We start from the raw sequence: 20,884 nt of genomic DNA on the forward strand, positions 1-20,884 counted from the left end.
AAAGACGACGCGGATGCTGCGTCCACCAACGCCTGGCCTTTAACGGATGCCAGGAAACCCAGCCCAGAGGCATTTATGAGTAACAACCTCGACCAGCTCACCGATTGGTTGAAAGACCACAAGATCACAGAAGTCGAATGCATGATTGGCGACCTCACCGGCATCACCCGGGGCAAGATCTCGCCGACCAACAAGTTCATCGCCGAAAAAGGCATGCGCCTGCCCGAGAGCGTTCTGTTGCAGACCGTGACCGGCGACTATGTCGAAGACGACATCTATTACGAATTGCTCGACCCGGCCGACATCGACATGATCTGCCGCCCCGACCAGAACGCGGTGTTCCTGGTGCCATGGGCCATCGAGCCCACCGCCCAGGTGATCCACGACACCTACGACAAGCAAGGCAACCCGATTGAGCTGTCGCCGCGCAACGTGCTCAAGAAGGTTCTGAAACTCTATTCCGACAAAGGCTGGCAGCCCATCGTGGCGCCAGAGATGGAGTTTTACCTGACCAAGCGCTGCGAAGACCCGGACTTCCCGCTGCAACCGCCGATTGGCCGTTCCGGCCGCCCGGAAACCGGTCGCCAGTCCTTCTCTATAGAAGCCGCCAACGAATTCGACCCATTGTTCGAAGACGTCTACGACTGGTGCGAACTGCAGGAGCTGGACCTCGACACGCTGATCCACGAGGACGGCACGGCACAGATGGAAATCAACTTCCGTCACGGCGATGCCCTGTCCCTGGCCGACCAGATCCTGGTGTTCAAGCGCACCATGCGTGAGGCCGCACTCAAGCACAATGTGGCCGCCACTTTTATGGCCAAGCCGATGACCGGCGAGCCCGGCAGCGCGATGCACTTGCACCAGAGCATCATCGACATCGCCACCGGCAAGAACGTCTTCTCCAATGAAGACGGGACCATGAGCCAGCTGTTCCTTAATCATATTGGCGGCCTGCAGAAATTCATCCCTGAATTGCTGCCGCTGTTTGCGCCTAACGTGAACTCGTTCCGCCGCTTCCTGCCCGACACCTCGGCGCCGGTAAACGTGGAGTGGGGCGAAGAGAACCGCACCGTCGGCCTGCGCGTACCGGATGCCGGCCCGCAGAACCGTCGCGTGGAAAACCGCCTGCCGGGCGCCGACGCCAACCCGTACCTGGCGATTGCCGCCAGCCTGTTGTGCGGTTACATCGGCATGGTCGAAGGCCATAACCCGAGCGCGCCGGTGGTGGGCCGTGGTTATGAGCGCCGCAACCTGCGCCTGCCGTTGACCATCGAAGACGCCCTGGAGCGGATGGAAAACAGCAAGACCATCGAGAAATACCTGGGGCAAAAATTCATCACGGGCTACGTCGCGGTCAAGCGGGCCGAGCATGAAAACTTCAAGCGCGTGATCAGTTCGTGGGAGCGGGAATTCCTGCTCTTCGCCGTCTGATGCGCCGGGCGCGCCGTAGGAAAGGCGCGCCCTCACCTGAAAAAGTCTAGGAGATTGGTATGTCCAGCAACAACCCGCAAACCCGTGAATGGCAAGCCTTGAGCAATGATCACCACCTGGCGCCGTTCAGCGACTTCAAGCAATTGAAAGTGAAAGGCCCACGGATCATCACCAAAGCCCACGGCGTTTACCTGTGGGACAGCGAAGGCAACAAGATCCTCGACGGCATGGCCGGCCTGTGGTGCGTGGCGATCGGTTACGGTCGCGATGAACTGGCTGACGCCGCCGCCAAGCAGATGAAAGAACTGCCGTACTACAACCTGTTCTTCCAGACCGCACATCCGCCAGTGCTGGAACTGGCCAAGGTCATTTCCGACATCGCGCCGGCCGGCATGAACCACGTGTTCTTCACTGGTTCGGGCTCGGAAGGCAACGACACCATGCTGCGTATGGTCCGCCACTACTGGGCGATCAAGGGCCAGCCGAACAAGAAAACCATCATCAGCCGCAAGAATGGCTACCACGGTTCCACCGTGGCCGGCGCCAGCCTGGGCGGCATGACTTATATGCATGAGCAGGGCGACTTGCCGATTCCGGGCATCACCCACATCGCCCAGCCGTACTGGTATGGCGAAGGCGGCGACATGAGCCCGGAAGAGTTCGGGGTGTGGGCCGCCAACCAGCTGGAAGAGAAGATTCTGGAACTGGGCGTGGACAACGTCGGTGCCTTTATTGCCGAGCCGATCCAGGGCGCCGGTGGCGTGATCGTGCCGCCTGAGACCTACTGGCCGCGCATCAAGGAAATCCTCGCCAAGTACGACATTCTGTTCGTCGCCGACGAGGTGATCTGCGGTTTCGGCCGTACCGGTGAGTGGTTCGGTAGCGACTTCTACGGCCTCAAGCCCCACATGATGACCATCGCCAAAGGCCTGACCTCGGGCTACATCCCGATGGGCGGCCTGATTGTGCACGACGACGTGGTCGCGGTGCTCAACGAAGGTGGCGATTTCAACCACGGCTTCACCTATTCCGGTCACCCGGTGGCGGCGGCAGTGGCGCTGGAAAACATCCGCATCCTGCGCGATGAACAAATCGTTAAGCGTGTGCACGACGAAACGGCACCGTATTTGCAAAAGCGTCTGAGGGAACTGGCCGATCACCCCTTGGTGGGTGAAGTGCGTGGTGTGGGCATGCTCGGTGCGATTGAGCTGGTGCAGGACAAGGCCACGCGCAAACGTTACGAAGGCCGTGGTGTGGGCATGATCTGCCGCACGTTCTGCTTCGAGAATGGCCTGATCATGCGCGCCGTGGGCGACACCATGATCATTTCGCCGTCGCTGGTGATCAGCAAGGCGGAAATCGACGAGCTGGTGACCAAGGCTCGCCAGTGCCTGGACCTGACTTTGGCGGCATTGCAGGGCTAAGTGCTAGGCTCAGTGCGCAGCGGCTTCGGGCGCTGCGTCTGGACAGTTACAAAAAGCAGTATTAAAGGGGGCTTTGGTTGAAAGCCGGCCCCTGAACTTGCCAGACTGTCGCCCTGTTTTGTTGCCCTTTGGAAGGGCCGTGAGACGACTAAAGAACGTGGCCCAAAAAAGAAAAAATTGGAGCATCACCAAATGAAGGCATTAGGTTTGAAGAACGCTGGCAAGACACTCCTCGCCTTGTCCCTGATGGGTGCAATGGCGGGCGCGGCCCAGGCAGACAGCAAAGTGCTGCATGTCTATAACTGGTCCGACTACATTGCTCCGGACACCATCGCCAACTTTGAAAAAGAGTCGGGCATTAAAGTGGTGTACGACGTTTTCGACAGCAACGAGACCCTCGAAGCCAAGTTGCTGGCAGGCAAATCCGGTTACGACATCGTCGTACCGTCGAACAACTTCCTGGCCAAGCAAATCAAGGCGGGTGTCTATCAGGAGCTGGACAAGTCCAAGCTGTCGAACTACGACAACCTGAACAAATCCCTGCTTAAAGCCGTGTCGGTCAGCGACCCGGACAACAAGCACGCGTTCCCGTACATGTGGGGTTCCATCGGCATCGGCTACAACCCGGAGAAGGTCAAGGCCGCGCTGGGCATCGACAAGATCGAATCCTGGGACACGATCCTCAAGCCGGAAAACCTCGCCAAGCTGAAAAGCTGCGGCGTGAGCTTCCTCGATTCGCCAACCGAAATGCTGCCGGTGGCATTGCACTACCTGGGCCTGCCGACCGACACCCAGAAGAAGGCTGACCTGAAGCAAGCCGAGGACCTGTTCCTCAAGCTGCGCCCATCGATCGGCTACTTCCACTCGTCCAAGTACATCTCGGACCTTGCCAACGGCAACATCTGCGTCGCCGTGGGTTACTCGGGTGACATCCAGCAGGCCAAATCCCGCGCGGCTGAAGCCGGTGGCAAGGTCAAGGTTGCCTACGACATTCCGAAAGAAGGCGCCGGCAGCTTCTATGACATGGTCGCTATCCCTAAAGATGCCGAAAACGTCGATGCTGCCTACAAGTTCATGAACTACCTGCTGGAGCCAAAAGTGATGGCGGCCATCACCAACAGCGTACGTTTCCCGAACGGTAACGAGAAGGCGACCCCATTGGTCGACAAAGACATCACCAGCGACCCGGGCATCTACCCGTCCGCCGATGTGCAGGCCAAGCTCTACGCCATTGCTGACTTGCCGGCTGCAACCCAGCGTGAAATGACCCGCAGCTGGACCAAAATCAAATCGGGCAAATAAGCCTTAAAACCTGTGGGAGCGGGCTTGCCCGCGAAGACGGTAGACCAGTCGATACATCGGGTGACTGATACTCCGCTATCGCGAGCAAGCTCGCTCCCACAAATTAAATGACAGAAAGTTTTGCCGGATCGGTTTATCGAGGGTAAGTTGCGCGCCGGTTTTGTTGCCGGGCAACAACTTTAAGGCCCAACTATTTAAGAGGACCTCCACTTGCCAATTTCTTTATTTCGCAAAGCCGTGCTGGTGGGTGCAGGTATCACGCTGGCTGTCAGCGTGCAGGCCGCGCCGACTGTGCATATTTATAACTGGTCGGATTACATCGGCTCCGAGACCCTGGCCAACTTCGAAAAGGCCAGCGGCATCAAGCCGGTGTATGACGTGTTTGACTCCAATGAAACCCTGGAAGGCAAGTTGCTCGCCGGGCATACCGGTTACGACGTGGTCGTGCCGTCCAACCATTTCCTCGGCAAGCAGATCAAGGCCGGGGCGTTCCAGAAGCTCGACAAGTCATTGCTGACTAACTATTCCAACCTTGACCCGGCGCTGCTCAAACGCCTGGAAAAGAACGACCCGGGCAACCAGTACGCGGTGCCGTACCTGTGGGGCACCAACGGCATCGGTTACAACGTCGATAAGGTCAAAGAAGTGCTGGGCATCGACCATATCGATTCCTGGGCCGTGCTGTTCGAGCCGGAGAACATGAAGAAGCTGGCGACCTGCGGCGTCTCGTTCATGGACTCGGCAGATGAAATGCTGCCGGCAGTGCTCAACTACATGGGCCTGAACCCCAACAGCACCAACCCGGCTGACTACAAAAAGGCCGAAGAGAAACTGCTGAAAGTGCGTCCTTATGTGACCTACTTCCATTCTTCCAAGTACATCTCGGACCTGGCCAACGGCAACATCTGCGTAGCAGCAGGCTTTTCCGGGGATGTGTTCCAGGCCAAGGCCCGTGCGGCCGAGGCGGGCAAGGGCGTGAACATCGCCTATACGATTCCGAAAGAAGGCGGCAATTTGTGGTTTGACGTGCTGGCCATCCCGGCGGACGCGGCCAACGTCAAAGAGGCCCACGCCTTCATCAACTATTTACTGCAACCTGAGGTGATCGCTCAGGTCAGTGATTACGTCGGTTACGCCAACCCTAACCCAGGGGCGGACAAACTGATGGAGCAATCGATACGCACCGACGCAGCGGTTTACCCACCGCAGGCGGTTCTCGACCGGACGTTTGTCAACTTCGAGTTACCCCCGAACGTGCAACGTTTAATGACCCGTAGCTGGACCAAGGTCAAGACGGGCAAGTAAGGCTTAAGGCTCAAACTATCCAAGGTTTCGCCTGTATTGGGCGAACCTCAAATTTTGTTGGGAGTTTCGTAAATGGCAGTTGCCTCCGGCGCCTATAAGAAAGCCCTCGAGGGCGACCAGACACCGAAAAAGGTGTTGGTCAAAATCGACCGGGTCACGAAGAAGTTCGACGAGACGATTGCCGTGGACGATGTGTCCCTGGAAATCAAAAAAGGCGAGATCTTCGCCTTGCTCGGCGGTTCGGGTTCGGGCAAATCCACTTTGCTGCGCATGCTCGCAGGCTTCGAGCGCCCAACTGAAGGTCGCATTTACCTCGACGGTGTGGACATCACCGACATGCCGCCCTACGAGCGGCCGATCAACATGATGTTCCAGTCCTACGCCTTGTTCCCGCACATGACCGTGGCGCAGAACATCGCCTTCGGCCTGCAACAGGACAAGATTCCCAAGGCTGAAGTCGACGCCCGCGTGGCCGAAATGCTCAAGCTGGTGCAGATGAGCCAGTACGCCAAGCGCAAGCCGCATCAACTGTCGGGCGGTCAACGTCAGCGTGTGGCCCTGGCGCGCTCGCTGGCCAAACGCCCGAAACTGCTGCTGCTCGATGAGCCGATGGGCGCCCTCGACAAGAAGCTGCGTTCGCAGATGCAACTGGAGCTGGTGGAAATCATCGAGCGCGTGGGCGTGACCTGCGTGATGGTGACCCACGACCAGGAAGAGGCCATGACCATGGCCGAGCGCATCGCGATCATGCACCTGGGCTGGATCGCCCAAATCGGCAGCCCGATCGACATCTACGAAACGCCAACCAGCCGCCTGGTGTGCGAGTTCATCGGCAACGTGAACATCTTCGACACCCAAGTGGTGGACGACGCCGAAGGCCACGCGGTACTCAAGTGCCCGGACCTGGACCGCGACATCTACGTGGGCTACGGCATCGCCACCTCGGTGGAAGACAAGTCGGTGACCTACGCGATTCGCCCGGAAAAGCTGCTGGTGACCACCGAAATGCCGACCTGCGAGCACAACTGGTCCAGCGGCAAAGTGCACGACATCGCCTACCTCGGCGGCCATTCGGTGTTCTACGTGGAACTGCCAAGCGGCAAGCTGGTGCAGTCCTTCGTCGCCAACGCCGAGCGCCGTGGCCAGCGCCCAACCTGGGGTGACCAGGTGTATGTGTGGTGGGAAGACGACAGCGGCGTGGTACTTCGCTCATGAATATGAAGAAGTTCAAACGCCAGCTGCAACGAATAACACCCGGTGGCCGGCATGTGGTCATCGGGATCCCTTTCCTCTGGCTGTTCCTGTTCTTTGCACTACCGTTCTTCATCGTCTTGAAGATCAGCTTCGCCGAAGCCGACGTCGCGATCCCGCCTTACACCGAGATCTACACCTTCGTTGAGCAAAAGCTGCAATTGGTGCTCAACCTGGGCAACTACGCGATGCTTGGCGACGACGAGTTGTACATCGCCGCGTACCTGGGCTCGCTGAAGATGGCATTTTTCAGCACGATCCTGTGCCTGTTGATTGGCTATCCGATGGCCTACGCGATTGCCAGCGCGCGCAAAGAGATGCAGACCGTGCTGGTGCTGCTGATCATGATGCCGACCTGGACCGCGATCCTGATCCGCGTGTATGCGTGGATGGGCATCCTCAGTAACAACGGCTTGCTCAACGGCTTCCTGATGTCCATCGGGTTGATCAACGAGCCGCTGCAGATCCTCAACACCAACATCGCGGTGTACATCGGCGTGGTGTATTCGTACCTGCCGTTCATGATCCTGCCGCTGTACGCCAACCTGGTCAAACACGACCAGAGCCTGCTGGAAGCCGCGTCCGACCTGGGTTCGAGCACCTTCAACAGCTTCTGGAAAATCACCGTGCCGCTGTCCAAGAACGGCATCATCGCCGGCTGCATGCTGGTGTTCATTCCAGTGGTGGGCGAGTTCGTGATCCCGGAACTGCTCGGCGGCCCGGAAACCCTGATGATCGGTAAAGTGTTGTGGCAAGAATTCTTCAACAACCGTGACTGGCCGGTGGCGTCTGCCCTGGCGGTGGTGATGCTGGCGATCCTGATCGTGCCGATCATCCTGTTCAACCGCAGCCAAGCCAAAGAGATGGAGGGCAAGATATGAAGCGCTTCAGTTTCTCGAGTTTTATGCTGGTGGCGGGGTTGTTGTTCATCTACCTGCCGATGCTGATTCTGGTGATCTACTCGTTCAACGAATCCAAACTGGTGACGGTGTGGGGCGGTTGGTCGATCAAGTGGTACGTGGGCCTGTTGGACAACACCCAGTTGATGGGCTCGGTGATGCGCTCCCTGGAAATCGCCTGCTACACGGCGGTGGCCGCAGTCGCGTTGGGTACGTTGGCAGCGTTCGTGCTGACGCGTATCAGCCAGTTCAAGGGCCGTACGCTGTTCGGCGGCCTGGTGACCGCGCCGCTGGTAATGCCTGAAGTGATCACCGGTCTGTCGCTGTTGCTGCTATTCGTGGCCATGGCGCAGATGATCGGTTGGCCACAGGAGCGTGGCATTGTCACCATCTGGATCGCCCACACCACGTTCTGTGCGGCGTATGTGGCGGTGGTGGTGTCGGCGCGCTTGCGTGAGCTGGACCTGTCGATCGAAGAAGCGGCGATGGACCTGGGCGCGCGGCCGTGGAAGGTGTTTTTCCTGATCACCATCCCGATGATCGCGCCGTCGTTGGCGGCGGGCGGCATGATGTCGTTCGCGCTGTCGCTGGATGACCTGGTACTGGCCAGCTTCGTGTCCGGCCCGGGCTCGACCACCTTGCCGATGGAAGTGTTCTCGGCCGTACGTCTTGGGGTTAAACCCGAGATCAACGCCGTGGCCAGCCTGATTCTGTTGGCGGTGTCGCTGGTGACCTTCCTGGTGTGGTTCTTCAGCCGCCGCGCCGAAGAACACCGCAAGAAAGCCATCCAGCAAGCGATTGAAGAAGCCGCGGCAGATGGCTGGCAACAGCCGGACAAGCGCCGGGCGCCTGCTCCGGTCTAAACCGCGCAGCCTGTCTGATCGTTCCCACGCTCCGCGTGGGAATGCCTCCTGTGACGCTCCGCGTCATGCTTCCAAGAGCGGACGCAGAGCGTCCAGGGCTGCATTCCCACGCAGAGCGTGGGAATGATCTGGTCAGGCCCACGGCGACTTGCGAATCACCTCGACAAAGTTCATCGGCTTGAACCCCGGCTCCTGATCCACCAGCACATCGGTCTTCACGTTGCCAAACGTGGTCTGCGGGCGATGGCGCAAGCCGTCGGCAAACGCGCAGATGATGCACTCCTTGAACCCTTCACCGCGTGGATGCGCATGCACCACGGCTTCGCGCTGCACGCTGGAAAACGCCGCGTAGTCCATGCCCAGCACGTCCATTTCCACGCCGGCAGTCACCAGCGCCACCGTCGGGCGCAGGTGCTGCGGCACGCCGGGTGTGGTGTGCAGGGCGATGGACAGCCACACTTGCTCGATATCGTCATCGCTCAGCCCGTAAGGCTTGAGGAACGCCGCCGCGGCGTTGGCGCCGTCCACTTCGAAACGCTCGTTGTCACTGCGATGGCCTTCAACCAGGCCGAGGTCATGGAACATCGCGCCGACGTACAGCAGCTCCGGGTTGTAGGCCAGTTGCTTGCGCTCACCGCTCAACGCGCCGAACAGGAATACCCGGCGGGAGTGGTGGTAGAGCAGGTCGGATTCGACGTCACGGATGTACTCGGTGGTGGCCTTGGCCAAGGCGCTGTCCGGGATCTGGATGCCGGCGATGGTGGTGCTCATGGTCGTTCTCCTCAACAAAGCGCCGGGGGTGGCGCCGATGAGTCCAGTCTGGTCGCGCGCCCGCGACAGGGCTATCGCAGCGAGGGTGCGATGTCGGCCAATGTGGCGCGATATCGCGCCAAGGTTGTACAGGGTCAACTGTGGGAGCTGGCTTGCCTGCGATAGCATCACCTCGGTATACCTGATACACCAAGGTGCCTGCATCGCAGGCAAGCCAGCTCCCACAGGGTTTCGTGCCTGTCAGACATAAGGTTTCGCCATGCATAGAACCGTCGCCATCCTGATCTTCCCCGGCGTCCAGTCACTGGACGTGACCGGCCCCATGGATGTGTTCTGCGAGGCCAACCGTTTTTTGCCACCGCACGACCATTACCGGCTTGAAGTACTTGGCCTGGTCCACGGCAGCATGGCGGCCTCCAACGGCTTGTCGCTGCAGGCTCACACACATTACAGCGAAGCCCTGCAAGCCTACGACCTGCTGCTGGTCGCCGGTGGCCCGCAACTGCCCTTCGAAGATTTCGGCGCGCCATTTGATGATTGGCTGCGCGCCGCCGCCGCCCGCGCGCAACGCTTCGGTTCGATCTGCAACGGCGCCTTCATGCTGGCCCGTGCCGGCTTGCTGGATGGCAAAACCGTCACCACCCATTGGAACGACGCCGCCGACTTGGCGCGCTTGTGCCCCTCGGCCCAGGTCGACGCCGACCGCCTTTACGTGCAGGACGGCAACCTCTACACCTCGGCTGGGGTCACCGCGGGTATCGACTTGTCGCTGTTCCTGCTGGCCCAGGACCACGGCGCGGAAGTCGCGCTGAGCGTGGCCAAGCGTTTGGTGGTATTTACCCAGCGTTCGGGCGGGCAGTCGCAGTTCAGCCCGTTTCTTACACCCCACGCCGAAAGCACCTCGGCGGTGGCGTTGGTGCAGTTGTACGTGCTGGCGAACCTGACCGGGGATTTGACCATCGCCGACCTGGCCAAGGCGGCCAATATGAGTGCGCGCAATTTCTCCCGGGTGTTTGCCCGTGAAGCGCGCATAACGCCAGCGGAGTTTGTCGAGCGGGCGCGGGTGGATGCGGCGCGGGTGATGCTCGAAAGCAGCCCCGCACCGCTCAAAACCGTGGCCTATCAATGCGGCTTTCGCGACGCCCAGCACATGCGCAGTGTGTTCAACCGCCGGCTGGGCGTGACGCCGCAACAGTTCCGGCTTAACTTTGCGGCGCCGGTTTGAGCGTGTCGTAGGCTTCCAGCGCGCGCAGCGAGTAGATGTACGCGGCGCCGGCATTCATCGAGATTGCCGTGGCCAGCGTTGCCGCCACTTCTTCGCGGGTCGCGCCGGCCTTGATCGCCGCGTCGGCATGCACGCCGATGCAACCGTCGCAACGCGTGGTAATGGCCACGGCGATGGAAATCAGCTCGCGGGTCTTGGCGTCGAGTACGTTGTTTTCTTCGGCAGCCTCGTCCAGCGCCATGTAGGCTTTGACCAGCTTCGGGTTGCTCTTGCCCAGCGCGCCAAAGGCTTTTTTCACGGTAGGCAGCAAGTCGGACCAGTTATTGAACATTGCGGTAACTCCTGAACAGGTGGGGTGTGAAGCCAGTGTCTGCTGTTCGGTGTTGGCGTTATTGTTCAATCCGCTCATCTTTTTGACCGATGCTCGCAAATGAATTCGATCGACACCCTTATCGCGCTGGCCAACCTGCGCGGCAGTCTGGATTTGCGTTGCCAGTTCCAGGGCGACTGGGCGCTGGACCACGCGCCAGAAAACCTCGGCGTGGCGCCTTACCACATCGTGCTCAGCGGCACGTGCCGCGCCGAGCTGTCGGGCGGGCAGCAGGTGACGCTGGAGGCGGGCGATATCCTGCTGATGCCCAGTGGCGCCACGCATTTGTTGCGCAGCCAGGGCGCGCGTATCCGGCCGATGCAGCCAACGGTGATCGAAGGCGGTGTGCTGCCGGTGCATCGCCTGGGCGGCGAGCGAGTGGAAGTGGACATGCTCTGTGGCAGCTTTCACTACAACCGCCAGTCGCTGCTGTTCGGCGCGTTGCCGGAGTACCTGGTGGTGTCCAGCCGCCAATGGCAGGGCGACGGGCAACTGGCGGCACTGATCGCGCTGTTGCGCAGCGAGGCGGACGGCCAGCAACTGGGCGCGCGCTCGTTTATCGACGCGCTGTCGTCGGCCTTGTTCACCCTTATTCTGCGCACTTGGCTGACCTGCCAGGCACCCGTGGCAGGCACCTTCGCCTTGCTCGCCGACAAGCGCCTGAGCAAGGCCTGGCAGGCGATGCTGGCCGAGCCCGGCCATGAGTGGACCATCGATAGTCTGGCGGCTGCGGCGAGCATGTCGCGGGCGACCTTCATGCGCGCGTTTGTGAAAGTGGCGGGTGTGTCGCCGTGGGTGCTGCTGACCCAGTTGCGCATGGAGCGGGCGTTCAACCTGCTGCGCCAGTCGCGCCTGAGCCTGCTGGATATCGCCGCCCAGGTGGGTTACCAATCCCAGGCGGCGTTCAGCAAGAAGTTCAAGGAAACCTATGGCGAGGCGCCGGGGCGAATGCGCACACGCGCAGACTAAATGTGGGAGCTGGCTTATGTGGGAGCTGGCTCCCACAGTTATCGGGTTTACCGCGCCGGCAACAACTTCAACGTACCCCGCGTATTCGCCGTCACTTCTTCATCACTGAAATGCGCCTGCTCATACCCGCCCTCGATGTAGGTTTCAGCCTGGTCGCCATAGTGCGAATCAAACGGCACGCCGCTTTGCCCCACCGGGTTGATGGTCAGGGCGTGGGCCGGGTCAGCGAAGTCGATCAGCCGGCGGGTCGATGGCCCGTAGGTGACTGGCCACGGCGCGGGGCCGATCATGGCGGACTGGTTGTTCGGCACCTCGTGGGTGCCGGGGGCGGGGAAGGGGCCGACGTTGAAGAGCTTGTCCAGCGGCTTTTGCATGCCCAGCGGGTGGCCGTGGGTCAGGGTGTGCGCCTTGCCCCATTGCCACTGGGTCGGGTCATCGCCGAAGGTGGCTTTCAGATGCGCCAGGCTGTTGTCCCACGCGAGCTTGACCGTGTCGGCGCGCTTGCCGTCCCACCACGGCGAGTCCGCTGAGGCCGCCAGACGCGGCAGCGCTGCATCGATCACCCGCGTGGTGAGCAGGGTCTTGAACATCGCGTCGCCCAGTTTCGGGTGAAAGGCCGCGTCGGTGAGGTTGAACAGGAACTGGTTGAACACTGTGGCGCTGGTGGAATCCAGTGGGTAGTCGCCTTTCCAGGCGGCAAGCTGCTCCACCAGTTTCAGCTGTGCCGGGTCTTTGACCACCTCACGCAGCACCGGCAACAGCGGCGCCAGCAAGCGCGGGCCATAGGCGGTGGTGGTGCCCAGTTGCAGGGCCTGGCTGTTGTTCACGTCCCACTTCACGCTTTTGTCGCTCAGCTGCGTGTTCAACTGCTGGCCACGGTCGGCCAGGTTGTAGTAACCGGGAATTTCCATGCCGGTGGGCGACACCGGCTGGGCATTCGCTGACACCACATAACCGCGCGCCGGGTTTTCTTCCTGCGGGTTGGCGCTGAACGGGTAGAAGCCGAGCTTGTCGGCCTGGGCGGTGCTGCCGTCGAGGATAAAGCCGGGGTTCACCCCAGCCGGGCGAATCGGCAACTGCGCTGCCGCCCACCAGCCGATATCACCCTTGGCGTTCGCCCACACGATATTCAGGCCGGGCGCCGACACCATGGCCGCCGCCGCGCGTGCCTTGGCCAGGGTGTCCGCTCGGTTGAGTTGGTAGAAACCTTCGAGGATCGGGTTTTCGGTGTCGAGGAACGCCCACCACATCGCAACCGGTGTCTTGCCGGCGCTCTCGCCGAGCACGTCATTGATGATCGGGCCGTGGGGCGAGCGACGCAGGGTGAGTATCACCGGGTCCTGGCCTTTGACCGAAATTTGCTGCTCGCTGCTGGTCATGTCGACCCACTGGCCGTGATACCAGACCTGGTTGGGGTTGTCCGGGTTGACCTTTTCGGCGATCAGGTCGAGGTCATCGTTCTGGAACATGGTCAGGCTCCAGCCGAAATCCAGGTTGTGGCCCAGGAACGCCACCGGCACCAGCGCGTTGTGATAACCGTAGAGCTCAAAGCCCGGCGCCGAGAGCTGCGCTTCGTACCACACCGACGGCACCGAGAAACGGATATGCGGGTCGCCCGCCAGTAACGGCTTGCCACTTTTGGTGCGGCTGCCGCTGATGGCCCAGGCGTTGCTGCCTTCGAACTGCGGCAGACCGTTGTCGGCCAAGGCCTGATCGCTCAGAGAGGCGATGGCACCGAGGGTTTGCCAGTCGCTGGCGGCCAGGTTCAGCGCGCCCTTGGGTTGCCAGTCGAGGTCAAAGACTTTCAGGTAATCGCTGCCCAACTGGTCGCGGACGTACGTCAGCAGCGGCTCGGTACGAAACGCGGCAGCAAAGCTATAGGCCATGTACCCGGCGACGCTGATGGTGTCCTCGGCGGTAAACGGCCGCTTGGGGATGCCCAGCACGTCGAACTCCATGGGGCTGGCGTGGCTGTCCTGATATTGGTTGATGCCGTCCAGGTAGGCTTGCAAGGCTTTCCAGGCCTTGGAGTCGTGGTCAATGTGTTCCACGTAACTCAAGGCGCGTTCACGGATGCGCAGGCTGCGGAATAGCTTGTCGGTCTCCAGCACTTTCGGCCCCAGCACCTCGGCGAGTTCGCCACGCGCCAGGCGGCGCATGATCTCCATCTGGAACAGCCGGTCCTGGGCGTGCACGTAGCCCAAGGCGCGGTACAGGTCGGTCTCGTTCTCGGCGCGGATATGCGGCACGCCACGGTCGTCATAACGCACGGTGACCGTGCCCTGCAGGTTGGCCAGTGTTTCGGTGCCCTGGCGAGTGGGCTGCTTGCTGTAGACATACCAGCCGGCGCCGGCCATGAGGGCGGCAATCAGGATAGCGAGCACGGTCAGGCTGCGTTTCATGGACGGTCCTTGGTCATTCACCTTTCAAGTCAGCGGAGTCTAATAGGTTTTTGACGAGGGCTGAGGGAAATGCTGATGTGCCTTGTCGACAGCCGAGGTTCAAGTGGAGAACACCCCATAGGCAGTACTATTCCACCTGTCATCTTTGAGCTTCTTGTCATGACTTGCGCCACGCAACCCCTGCCAGACTCCAGCCGCCCCGAGGCTACCTACGCGTGCTGCCTGGAGGCGCAATCGCTGATCGAGCGCTTTTTGCAGCACCCGCCGGTGGGTTTCGACGTGCACCTGTCCGAACAGGGCCTGCCGTACTTCTTCACGCCCTTCGACCTGCTGACCACCGCCGACGATGAGTTCGAAAAACGCGTGCGTGGCTGGCCGGGGTATCGTTTCTGGCATGCGTGGCTGCGCATCGACAGCTGTTTTGTCGGTACCACGGTCAGCGAATACTCGCCGTTGCCCCAAGGCGTGTCGCCGCAGGACCTCGCCCAGTGGCTGCAATATGAATGCGCGCCGCAACGCAAACTCACCGTGATCAAAGATGTGCCGTGCAACTCGCCGCTGCTCAGCGACGCCGACAACCGCTATGCGCAAGACCTGATCGATGACTGCACCCGGCGTGGCTTCATCAGCCTCGAAGGCCAGGCGCTGGCGTATGTGCCGATCAACTTCACCACCATCGACGAGTACCTGGCGCGTTTGTCCCACAGCCGTCGGCGCAATATCCGACGCAAATTGCGCAGTCGCGAGGCATTGCGTGTGGAAGTCCTGGACACCGGCGACGCACGCTTCAACGATGACGCCTGGCTGGCGCACTTGTACGCGCTGTACCGGGCCGTCTACGACCAGAGCGAGATCCATTTTGACCTGCTCACGCCGGAGTTTTTCAGCGGTTTGCTGAGGGACGCCGCCAGCACTGGGCGGGTGTTTTGCTACTGGCACTGCGATGAATTGATCGGCTACAACCTCTGCTACGTGGAGGGCGACAAGCTGCTCGACAAGTACATCGGCCTGAATTACCCGCAGGCGCTGGAGTTCAACCTGTACTTCGTCAGTTGGTTTGTAAACCTGGAGTACGCCGTCGCCAATGGCCTGAAGTTTTACGTGGCCGGTTGGACCGACCCGCAGGTCAAGGCCAGCCTCGGCGCTGACTTTACCTTCACCCGCCATCTGGTCTGGGTGCGCAACCCGCTGTTGCGCAAGCTGGGCAATCGATTCCGTCATCACTTTGAAAGCGATGCCCAGTGGCAACAGGAGCAGGCGTCATGAGCCAGGATCGAGCACCGCTGATTCTGGATTTCGATGGCGCCGTCAGCGACATTCCCGGCGCGATCACCTTGCCGTTGCAGGCCTGGCAGGAAAAAATCCGCTTCGGCTGCCGCTGGGCGCAGTTCAAAGAGCTGGAGACCGCACTGCACGCGCAGATGCCCAGCGACTACGGCTGCGTGTTTACCGGCAGCGGCGACTATCACCACCTCAGCCAGCTGCTGTTGAACCGACTGCCCAGCCAGCAGAAATTTCAGCTGGTCATTTGCGACAACCACCCGGACAACATGCGCTACCCGTTCGGCATCCATTGCGGCTCGTGGGTCTATTGGGCCAGCCGTTTGCCGCAGGTCGAGCACGTGCATGTGCTGGGCATCGGCTCGCAGGACATCGGCCTGGGCCACGCCTGGGAGAATCACTGGTCGCCGCTGCTCAAGCGCAAGCTGACCTACTGGAACGTCAACGTCGACACGCGCTGGATGAACTGGATCGGCGCCGGCCGCAGCAACCGCGCGTTCAGCCACCCGGATGAGCTGATGCGCGCGTTCCTGGCGCAGTTAGACCGTTCGCTGCCGGTTTACTTGTCCATCGATAAAGACGTGTTGAGCCCCGAAGTGGTCAATACCAACTGGGACCAGGGTGAATTCCTCGAGCAGCATTTGAATGACCTGATCAGTGCCTGTCAGGGCCAGATCATCGGCGCGGATGTCACCGGTGATGTGTCGGCGTATCACTATGAAAGCAAGTTCAAGCGCTGGTTGAGCGCCTCCGATGGCCAGGAGGAACTGCCTGAGGCACAAGTGCAGATCTGGCAACAGCAGCAGAACGAGCTGAACAGCCGTTTGGTGGCGCGTATCAACGAGGGCTGGCGACGATAGCTTTTAGCTGGGCCAATACTTGCTCGAAGAGGGCGTCCGTCAGCCATTGGCTGTTGCTGATCGACAGCGTGCGAGTGGCGAAGGTTTGGGCCTGGGTTATGTCGCTGCCAGGCTGCAACAGCGGGGCCACGGCCGGGTAGTCCGGCAAGGTGTGGATAAACAGGCGGGTCACGCCCAGCCCTGAGGTCCACAGCTGCGCCATCGCCGCATCACGCATAGGTGCCGACGGCATTATCACCATCAGAAAAGGCCAGGTGCCTTGCTGCCCCGGCCGGTCCATCACCACTGATACACCAGGCAATGCATTCAAGCGTGCGGCGCGGCGCAGTGCCCGGTTGCGGCCTTGCTGCAAGTGATCGGGCAATCGCGCCAGCGCGGCGGCGCCGACCTTCTGGCGATAGGCGCCGAGGCGGTGTAGCGGGATGTCATTGACCGAGAAGTCGTCGCCCACGGCCGCCACTTCATCGCCTTGGGCCAGCGCCTTACGCAGCGCCATCCCATACACGTAATGCAAACCGCGCGGCTGGTAAGCCAGAGCGTAACCCCACAATTCGGCGCTGCGTTGCAGCTCCCAGCGCAGGCTGAAGGGCAAGTCGTGTCGGCACTGGCGGTGCAATGCCTGATGCAACACCGGGTCGCGGCTGAACAGCACGCCGCCTTCGGCCGTCGTCAGGCCTTTGCCCAGCGCCATGCTGAAAAAACCTACATCGCCCTTGAGCCCGACGCTGTGGCCATCGTCGAGTGCGCCCATGGCTTGCGCTGCATCTTCGATGACCGCCGCGCCGACTGAGTCAGCAATACGTTTGGCGGTGTCGACATCTGCCACGCGCCCCGCCAAGTGGGTGACCACCACGGCCAGTGTGCTTTCATCGCACAGCTGCTTGAGTTGGTGTTCGTCCAGGTCAATGCCGCCCGGTTGCAAATCACAGGGCACCACCCGCAACGGCGGGCAGTAATGCGCGGCCAATGCCACCAAGGGGCAGGTGTAGGCGGGCACGATGAGTTGGGTGCGGCCGGGCATGCGCTGCTGCAAGGTGCGCAGCGCGATGATCAACGCCGCCGTGCCGGAGCAGGGCAGCGCAGGCGTTGGAATCGAGAATTGGCGGGCCAGCGAATCGGCCAGGTCTGCGGAGCTTCCGAGCAAATCCCGCCAGCGCAAAGGCAACCCTGCGGTCGGCGGAATCTCCCATCGGCGTGTCATGACACCGGGGCCTGCAACGGCTCGACCTCGGCCGGTTTGCTCTCTTTGTCTTCGCTGCGTGCCAGGCACAGAATGCCCGCGATAATCAGTGCACCGCCGATGATTTTAGGCAGGGTCAAGGTGTCATCGAACAGCCAGACAGAGATCAGCGTCACGCTGATCAGCTCCAAGTGCGAGGCCGCAAACGCCGGGCCCACCGGGGCGTATTTGAGCAACGTCATCCAGGTGAAGAAGGCGCCGATATAGCCGACGAAGGCGCCGTAGATCCACGGCGCGCCAAATACGCGAACCAGCCAGGCGGCGTCCATGGTCAGCGGCTCGGCATGCACCGAGGCGAATTTGAAGCTGACCTGCGCCAAGGTGTCGAAAATGATCAGCGCGAGAAAACCCAGGATGTAAAAGCGTTTCATCATTCAAACCCTACGACAGTCACACCACAGGCGATCAGCATGATGCCGATCAGGCGCCATTTGCTCAGGCTCTCTTTGAACAGGAACCGCCCGGCAATCATGATCACGACAATATTGATCGAGCCCAGCATCACGCCCACCGACAGCGGCACCAGGGTCAGGAACGCCAGCCACAACACGAATTCGAAGACGTAGCAGATTACCCCCAGCCAGATCCACGGCCGCTTGAGCATGTGCTTCCAGTGGGCCATGCCATCATGCTCGGCGCTGGCCGAGGCGGCGGCTTTAAAAGCCAACTGGCCGGACGTATCAACGATAACGTTGAGCATCCAGAGGATGATGGTTAACTGGCTCATGTATTCCTACGCTTACAATCTTGCTGAAAACGTACGATACAGCAGCCCAATGCTCGGGTGATTGGAGTTTGCCGGTTGAACAGGCTGTGTTCAGTTTGGTGCCTTGCTCCACTCGCAATAGCAGCCCACCGCCAGCGAATGAGTGGCATCGACCTCGCGCCCGGCCTGAAGGGCTTGCAGGATCGGCTCGATAAAACTGTTGCTGGAGTTGCATGTGAGCCCTTCGCTGTATGGCCCGAAATACGCAAGTTTGCCCGTGCGGTCCCAGATCCCCACAGCCGGGGTCGCCGGCACGTGGTCGGCACCGAACAGGGTAGTAAGGGTTTTCATTTTGCGCAGGTTGTCGGGCAGCTGGCCGTGGCTGCCGGCCTTTTGCAGGGCGTAGAACTCGACGCCTTGGGGTGCGTAATGCTCGATCAGCTCGCCCAGGTGTTGCTGGTTGCCGACGTTGCACGGGCAGGCCGGGTCCCAGAAGTGCACCAGGCGGATCGGGCCGGGGCCGGCGAGTTCGGCGGGCAGGCGCAGGGCATCGCCGGAGAACACCGCCGTGTGTTCGCTGAATGCGCGCAAGTAGCGGCCCTGGAACCAGTCGTACGCCGCCCACAGTACGCCGGCGCAGATGACCAGGATCAGGCTGGCGAACAGGGCGGAACGGTAGGGCTGTCGCATTCAGATCAATCCTCGAAGGTCGCGTAGCTTGCCATGCTTGCCCTGACAGATGAATATCACCGCTCGATATTCATCTTCACCGTCAGTCTGGAACCCTTTATGCCTGTGAGCTTTGACCCCGATCATCTGCGCGACAGCTTGCGGCCACTTGTGGATGCGCAACCGCTCAGCGCCGAGGCGCGGGTCTACCAGCGTTTCTACGGGCTGGACCTGGCCGCGCGCAAAGTACCTGCCGTGAGCCGTCTGGGGCGCTTTGAGGTGGATGGCTTTGAGGTCGTCGCCCAAGTGTGGTGGCCGCCTGCGCCGGTGGCGACAATGTTCATGTTCCACGGCTTCTACGACCACATGGGCCTGTACCGCAACGTGGTGGACTGGGCGCTGGACCAGAACTTCGTGGTGATTGCCTGCGATTTGCCCGGCCATGGCCTGTCCAGCGGCGCACGGGCCAGCATCGACGATTTTGCGGTGTATCAGCACGTGGTGCAGGCGCTGTTTGCGCAGGCCGAGGCGCTGCAGTTGCCGCAGCCCTGGCACTTGTTCGGGCAAAGCACCGGTGGCGCGGTGGTGGTCGACCATTTGCTCCATCACGGCGCCGACAGCCCGGCACAGGGCAAGACCTTCCTGTTGTCACCGTTGGTGCGCCCGCGTGCGTGGGGTTGGTCGCAGGTCAGCTATTACTTGCTGCGGCCGTTCGTCAAAGGCATCGCGCGACGTTTCAGCGAAAACACCCATGACCCCAATTTCAAGCCGTTCCTGGAAGCCGACCCGTTGCAGCCGCGCCAACTGCCCACGGCCTGGGTGGGGGCGCTGGCGCGCTGGATCAAGCGCATCGAAGCCGCACCGCGCAGCCCGCGGCGGCCGCTGATTGTGCAGGGTGAGGAAGACATGACGGTGGACTGGCAGCACAACTTGCAGGTGCTACGGGGCAAGTTTGATCAGCCTGAAGTGTTGATGATCCCGCGTGGCAGGCATCATTTGGCGAATGAGATTGCGGAGATTCGCCAGGAGTATTTCAAGTACCTCACCGACCATCTGAAGTAAGCACGCTTCAACTGTGGGAGCAGGCAAGCCAGCTCCCACAATGATTACGGTGCCAGGCTTGAGGTGCTTTGGCCAACCGCCAAACCTGCGCGAATCGCTGCCAGCGCCGCCTTGTAATACGCCCGACCGTCCGGCGACTCCGCAAACGTGGCGAATTCCTCCAGCTCCGGGTCAGACAAATCCCGATAGACGTACAGCAGCGTGTTATTCAGGTCATTGCCAATCTGCTGCATCAGCCGCTCACGCTGACCATTCAACATGCCCTGCGCCTGACCGCCGCCCAACAGGCCGGGAATCATCTGGCTCAAGCTGTCGGCGGCCACGCCGGCAATCGCCAGGCTGACTTCCGCACCGGCTTCGCGCGCAGGCAGCGCCTGGGCCAGGTGGCCGATGATCAGGCTGCGGGTGGCGTCGGCCTCGATGTGTGGCAGGCCTTGGGCGTTTTTCGCCAACTGGTCGCGGCGCGTGGCCAGCAACTCGGCGGCGACAATCTTGCGGCCCAGCGGCGACTGGAAAAACGCCAGGGCGGGTTTCGGGTCTGCGAGGTTCTTGCGCAATTGCGCCTCGGCGCGCTGGTCCACGGCCTGGGCGGCGAAGCGTTTATTGCTGTTGTCCACCAGCGCCTGGTACACCGCCGGCGGCAGGCTATTGCGGTAGCGTTGCTGGGCGGCAGTGAGGGCGTCATTGAAATGCGCACGTTGTTCGGCCCAGCCGGCGACCTTGTACAACTGGTCATGGCCGTCTGCCCAAGCGGGCAAAACGCAGAACATCAGCAAGGAAAAAAACAAACGACGCATATGGACTCCTGTCAGTCGGCCACTATTGTCCGTGTCGGGCGTAGGATTTGTCGA

At 61.1% G+C, this 20,884-nt stretch carries 20 protein-coding genes; 12 read left to right on the forward strand and 8 right to left on the reverse strand.

The genetic code is table 11. From position 1 onward, the window contains the following. Positions 1–75: 75 nt before the first annotated feature. The 7 genes from L8I05_RS15205 (at position 76) to L8I05_RS15235 (ending at position 8,478) form a co-directional block, all read left to right on the forward strand. Positions 76–1,434 carry a glutamine synthetase family protein gene (locus tag L8I05_RS15205; protein WP_083356224.1) on the forward strand — a complete coding sequence of 453 codons (1,359 nt, stop codon included), beginning with the start codon at positions 76–78 and terminating at the stop codon, positions 1,432–1,434. A 59-nt stretch (positions 1,435–1,493) separates the two neighbouring features. Beyond that, entirely contained in the window at positions 1,494–2,858 is a 1,365-nt protein-coding gene (locus L8I05_RS15210; protein ID WP_242169876.1) for an aspartate aminotransferase family protein, read from the forward strand. A gap of 207 nt (positions 2,859–3,065) precedes the next feature. Continuing rightward, positions 3,066–4,160: a polyamine ABC transporter substrate-binding protein gene (locus tag L8I05_RS15215; RefSeq protein WP_197630005.1), complete on the forward strand. Its 1,095-nt coding sequence runs from the start codon at positions 3,066–3,068 to the stop codon at positions 4,158–4,160. Positions 4,161–4,370: 210 nt separating this feature from the next. After that, the gene (locus tag L8I05_RS15220; RefSeq protein ID WP_242169878.1) at positions 4,371–5,465 is read left to right on the forward strand and encodes a polyamine ABC transporter substrate-binding protein; all 1,095 of its coding nucleotides are present in this window, start codon (positions 4,371–4,373) and stop codon (positions 5,463–5,465) included. Positions 5,466–5,537: 72 nt separating this feature from the next. Next, the gene (gene potA / locus L8I05_RS15225) at positions 5,538–6,680 is read left to right on the forward strand and encodes a polyamine ABC transporter ATP-binding protein (protein WP_003195240.1); all 1,143 of its coding nucleotides are present in this window, start codon (positions 5,538–5,540) and stop codon (positions 6,678–6,680) included. Further along, entirely contained in the window at positions 6,677–7,597 is a 921-nt protein-coding gene (locus L8I05_RS15230; protein ID WP_017139530.1) for an ABC transporter permease subunit, read from the forward strand. The genes potA and L8I05_RS15230 overlap by 4 nt, the downstream gene beginning before the upstream one ends. Further along, positions 7,594–8,478: an ABC transporter permease subunit gene (locus tag L8I05_RS15235; RefSeq protein WP_242169881.1), complete on the forward strand. Its 885-nt coding sequence runs from the start codon at positions 7,594–7,596 to the stop codon at positions 8,476–8,478. Before L8I05_RS15230 ends, L8I05_RS15235 begins: the two co-directional genes overlap by 4 nt. A gap of 132 nt (positions 8,479–8,610) precedes the next feature. Here L8I05_RS15235 and L8I05_RS15240 read toward each other — a convergent pair whose 3' ends face one another. Continuing rightward, entirely contained in the window at positions 8,611–9,249 is a 639-nt protein-coding gene (locus L8I05_RS15240) for an HD domain-containing protein (RefSeq protein WP_197626446.1), read from the reverse strand. A gap of 259 nt (positions 9,250–9,508) precedes the next feature. Here L8I05_RS15240 and L8I05_RS15245 point away from each other — a divergent pair, with 259 nt between their 5' ends. After that, a complete protein-coding gene (locus L8I05_RS15245; RefSeq protein ID WP_242169883.1) occupies positions 9,509–10,474 on the forward strand; it encodes a GlxA family transcriptional regulator in 966 nt (321 codons plus the stop codon). Here L8I05_RS15245 and L8I05_RS15250 read toward each other — a convergent pair. Continuing rightward, positions 10,452–10,805, reverse strand: coding sequence for a carboxymuconolactone decarboxylase family protein (locus tag L8I05_RS15250; protein ID WP_197626448.1), 354 nt, complete (start codon positions 10,803–10,805; stop codon positions 10,452–10,454). The two genes, L8I05_RS15245 and L8I05_RS15250, sit on opposite strands and share 23 nt — an antisense overlap. 99 nt (positions 10,806–10,904) lie before the next feature. Here L8I05_RS15250 and L8I05_RS15255 point away from each other — a divergent pair, with 99 nt between their 5' ends. After that, complete coding sequence (locus tag L8I05_RS15255; protein WP_242169886.1) at positions 10,905–11,813, forward strand: AraC family transcriptional regulator; 909 nt, start codon at positions 10,905–10,907, stop codon at positions 11,811–11,813. A gap of 47 nt (positions 11,814–11,860) precedes the next feature. On the opposite strand, the gene L8I05_RS15260 is transcribed toward L8I05_RS15255, so the two are convergent. After that, positions 11,861–14,215: a penicillin acylase family protein gene (locus L8I05_RS15260; RefSeq protein ID WP_242169889.1), complete on the reverse strand. Its 2,355-nt coding sequence runs from the start codon at positions 14,213–14,215 to the stop codon at positions 11,861–11,863. A gap of 159 nt (positions 14,216–14,374) precedes the next feature. Here L8I05_RS15260 and L8I05_RS15265 point away from each other — a divergent pair, with 159 nt between their 5' ends. Both L8I05_RS15265 and L8I05_RS15270 read left to right on the forward strand, forming a co-directional pair. After that, a complete protein-coding gene (locus tag L8I05_RS15265) occupies positions 14,375–15,481 on the forward strand; it encodes a GNAT family N-acetyltransferase (protein WP_242169893.1) in 1,107 nt (368 codons plus the stop codon). Beyond that, positions 15,478–16,356, forward strand: coding sequence for a hypothetical protein (locus L8I05_RS15270; protein ID WP_242169897.1), 879 nt, complete (start codon positions 15,478–15,480; stop codon positions 16,354–16,356). Before L8I05_RS15265 ends, L8I05_RS15270 begins: the two co-directional genes overlap by 4 nt. On the opposite strand, the gene L8I05_RS15275 is transcribed toward L8I05_RS15270, so the two are convergent. The 4 genes from L8I05_RS15275 to L8I05_RS15290 form a co-directional block, all read right to left on the reverse strand. Continuing rightward, positions 16,334–17,557 carry a DegT/DnrJ/EryC1/StrS family aminotransferase gene (locus tag L8I05_RS15275; RefSeq protein WP_242169899.1) on the reverse strand — a complete coding sequence of 408 codons (1,224 nt, stop codon included), beginning with the start codon at positions 17,555–17,557 and terminating at the stop codon, positions 16,334–16,336. The genes L8I05_RS15270 and L8I05_RS15275 overlap by 23 nt on opposite strands. Then, positions 17,554–17,967 (reverse strand): EamA family transporter, encoded by a 414-nt coding sequence (locus L8I05_RS15280; RefSeq protein WP_159960761.1) that lies wholly within the window; start codon positions 17,965–17,967, stop codon positions 17,554–17,556. The genes L8I05_RS15275 and L8I05_RS15280 overlap by 4 nt, the downstream gene beginning before the upstream one ends. Next, positions 17,967–18,323, reverse strand: coding sequence for an EamA family transporter (locus L8I05_RS15285; RefSeq protein ID WP_053258538.1), 357 nt, complete (start codon positions 18,321–18,323; stop codon positions 17,967–17,969). The genes L8I05_RS15280 and L8I05_RS15285 overlap by 1 nt, the downstream gene beginning before the upstream one ends. Positions 18,324–18,413: 90 nt before the next feature. Next, positions 18,414–18,992, reverse strand: a complete 579-nt coding sequence (locus L8I05_RS15290) for a DUF6436 domain-containing protein (RefSeq protein WP_242169903.1) — start codon at positions 18,990–18,992, stop codon at positions 18,414–18,416. A 99-nt stretch (positions 18,993–19,091) separates the two neighbouring features. Here L8I05_RS15290 and L8I05_RS15295 point away from each other — a divergent pair, with 99 nt between their 5' ends. Continuing rightward, a complete protein-coding gene (locus L8I05_RS15295) occupies positions 19,092–20,033 on the forward strand; it encodes an alpha/beta hydrolase (protein ID WP_242170041.1) in 942 nt (313 codons plus the stop codon). Positions 20,034–20,077: 44 nt separating this feature from the next. Here the strand turns inward: L8I05_RS15295 and L8I05_RS15300 are convergent, their stop codons facing one another. Continuing rightward, on the reverse strand, positions 20,078–20,830 hold the full coding sequence (locus L8I05_RS15300; protein ID WP_242169907.1) for a DUF2059 domain-containing protein: 753 nt from the start codon (positions 20,828–20,830) through the stop codon (positions 20,078–20,080). Between the last annotated feature and the right edge of the window lie 54 nt (positions 20,831–20,884).

The organism is Pseudomonas sp. MONT-RG-20F-20-E-7-02 (genome assembly GCF_022662395.1).
GTDB lineage: Bacteria > Pseudomonadota > Gammaproteobacteria > Pseudomonadales > Pseudomonadaceae > Aquipseudomonas.

What these genes read in the sequence shown, in the direction of transcription:
- L8I05_RS15205 (WP_083356224.1), top strand. Translation starts at nt 76, where the DNA reads ATGAGTAACAACCTCGACCAGCTCACCGATTGGTTGAAAGACCACAAG.
- L8I05_RS15210 (WP_242169876.1), top strand. Translation starts at nt 1,494, where the DNA reads ATGTCCAGCAACAACCCGCAAACCCGTGAATGGCAAGCCTTGAGCAAT.
- potA (WP_003195240.1), top strand. Translation starts at nt 5,538, where the DNA reads ATGGCAGTTGCCTCCGGCGCCTATAAGAAAGCCCTCGAGGGCGACCAG.
- L8I05_RS15230 (WP_017139530.1), top strand. Translation starts at nt 6,677, where the DNA reads ATGAATATGAAGAAGTTCAAACGCCAGCTGCAACGAATAACACCCGGT.
- L8I05_RS15235 (WP_242169881.1), top strand. Translation starts at nt 7,594, where the DNA reads ATGAAGCGCTTCAGTTTCTCGAGTTTTATGCTGGTGGCGGGGTTGTTG.
- L8I05_RS15240 (WP_197626446.1), bottom strand. Translation starts at nt 9,249, where the DNA reads ATGAGCACCACCATCGCCGGCATCCAGATCCCGGACAGCGCCTTGGCC.
- L8I05_RS15245 (WP_242169883.1), top strand. Translation starts at nt 9,509, where the DNA reads ATGCATAGAACCGTCGCCATCCTGATCTTCCCCGGCGTCCAGTCACTG.
- L8I05_RS15250 (WP_197626448.1), bottom strand. Translation starts at nt 10,805, where the DNA reads ATGTTCAATAACTGGTCCGACTTGCTGCCTACCGTGAAAAAAGCCTTT.
- L8I05_RS15255 (WP_242169886.1), top strand. Translation starts at nt 10,905, where the DNA reads ATGAATTCGATCGACACCCTTATCGCGCTGGCCAACCTGCGCGGCAGT.
- L8I05_RS15260 (WP_242169889.1), bottom strand. Translation starts at nt 14,215, where the DNA reads ATGAAACGCAGCCTGACCGTGCTCGCTATCCTGATTGCCGCCCTCATG.
- L8I05_RS15265 (WP_242169893.1), top strand. Translation starts at nt 14,375, where the DNA reads ATGACTTGCGCCACGCAACCCCTGCCAGACTCCAGCCGCCCCGAGGCT.
- L8I05_RS15270 (WP_242169897.1), top strand. Translation starts at nt 15,478, where the DNA reads ATGAGCCAGGATCGAGCACCGCTGATTCTGGATTTCGATGGCGCCGTC.
- L8I05_RS15275 (WP_242169899.1), bottom strand. Translation starts at nt 17,557, where the DNA reads ATGACACGCCGATGGGAGATTCCGCCGACCGCAGGGTTGCCTTTGCGC.
- L8I05_RS15280 (WP_159960761.1), bottom strand. Translation starts at nt 17,967, where the DNA reads ATGAAACGCTTTTACATCCTGGGTTTTCTCGCGCTGATCATTTTCGAC.
- L8I05_RS15285 (WP_053258538.1), bottom strand. Translation starts at nt 18,323, where the DNA reads ATGAGCCAGTTAACCATCATCCTCTGGATGCTCAACGTTATCGTTGAT.
- L8I05_RS15290 (WP_242169903.1), bottom strand. Translation starts at nt 18,992, where the DNA reads ATGCGACAGCCCTACCGTTCCGCCCTGTTCGCCAGCCTGATCCTGGTC.
- L8I05_RS15295 (WP_242170041.1), top strand. Translation starts at nt 19,092, where the DNA reads ATGCCTGTGAGCTTTGACCCCGATCATCTGCGCGACAGCTTGCGGCCA.
- L8I05_RS15300 (WP_242169907.1), bottom strand. Translation starts at nt 20,830, where the DNA reads ATGCGTCGTTTGTTTTTTTCCTTGCTGATGTTCTGCGTTTTGCCCGCT.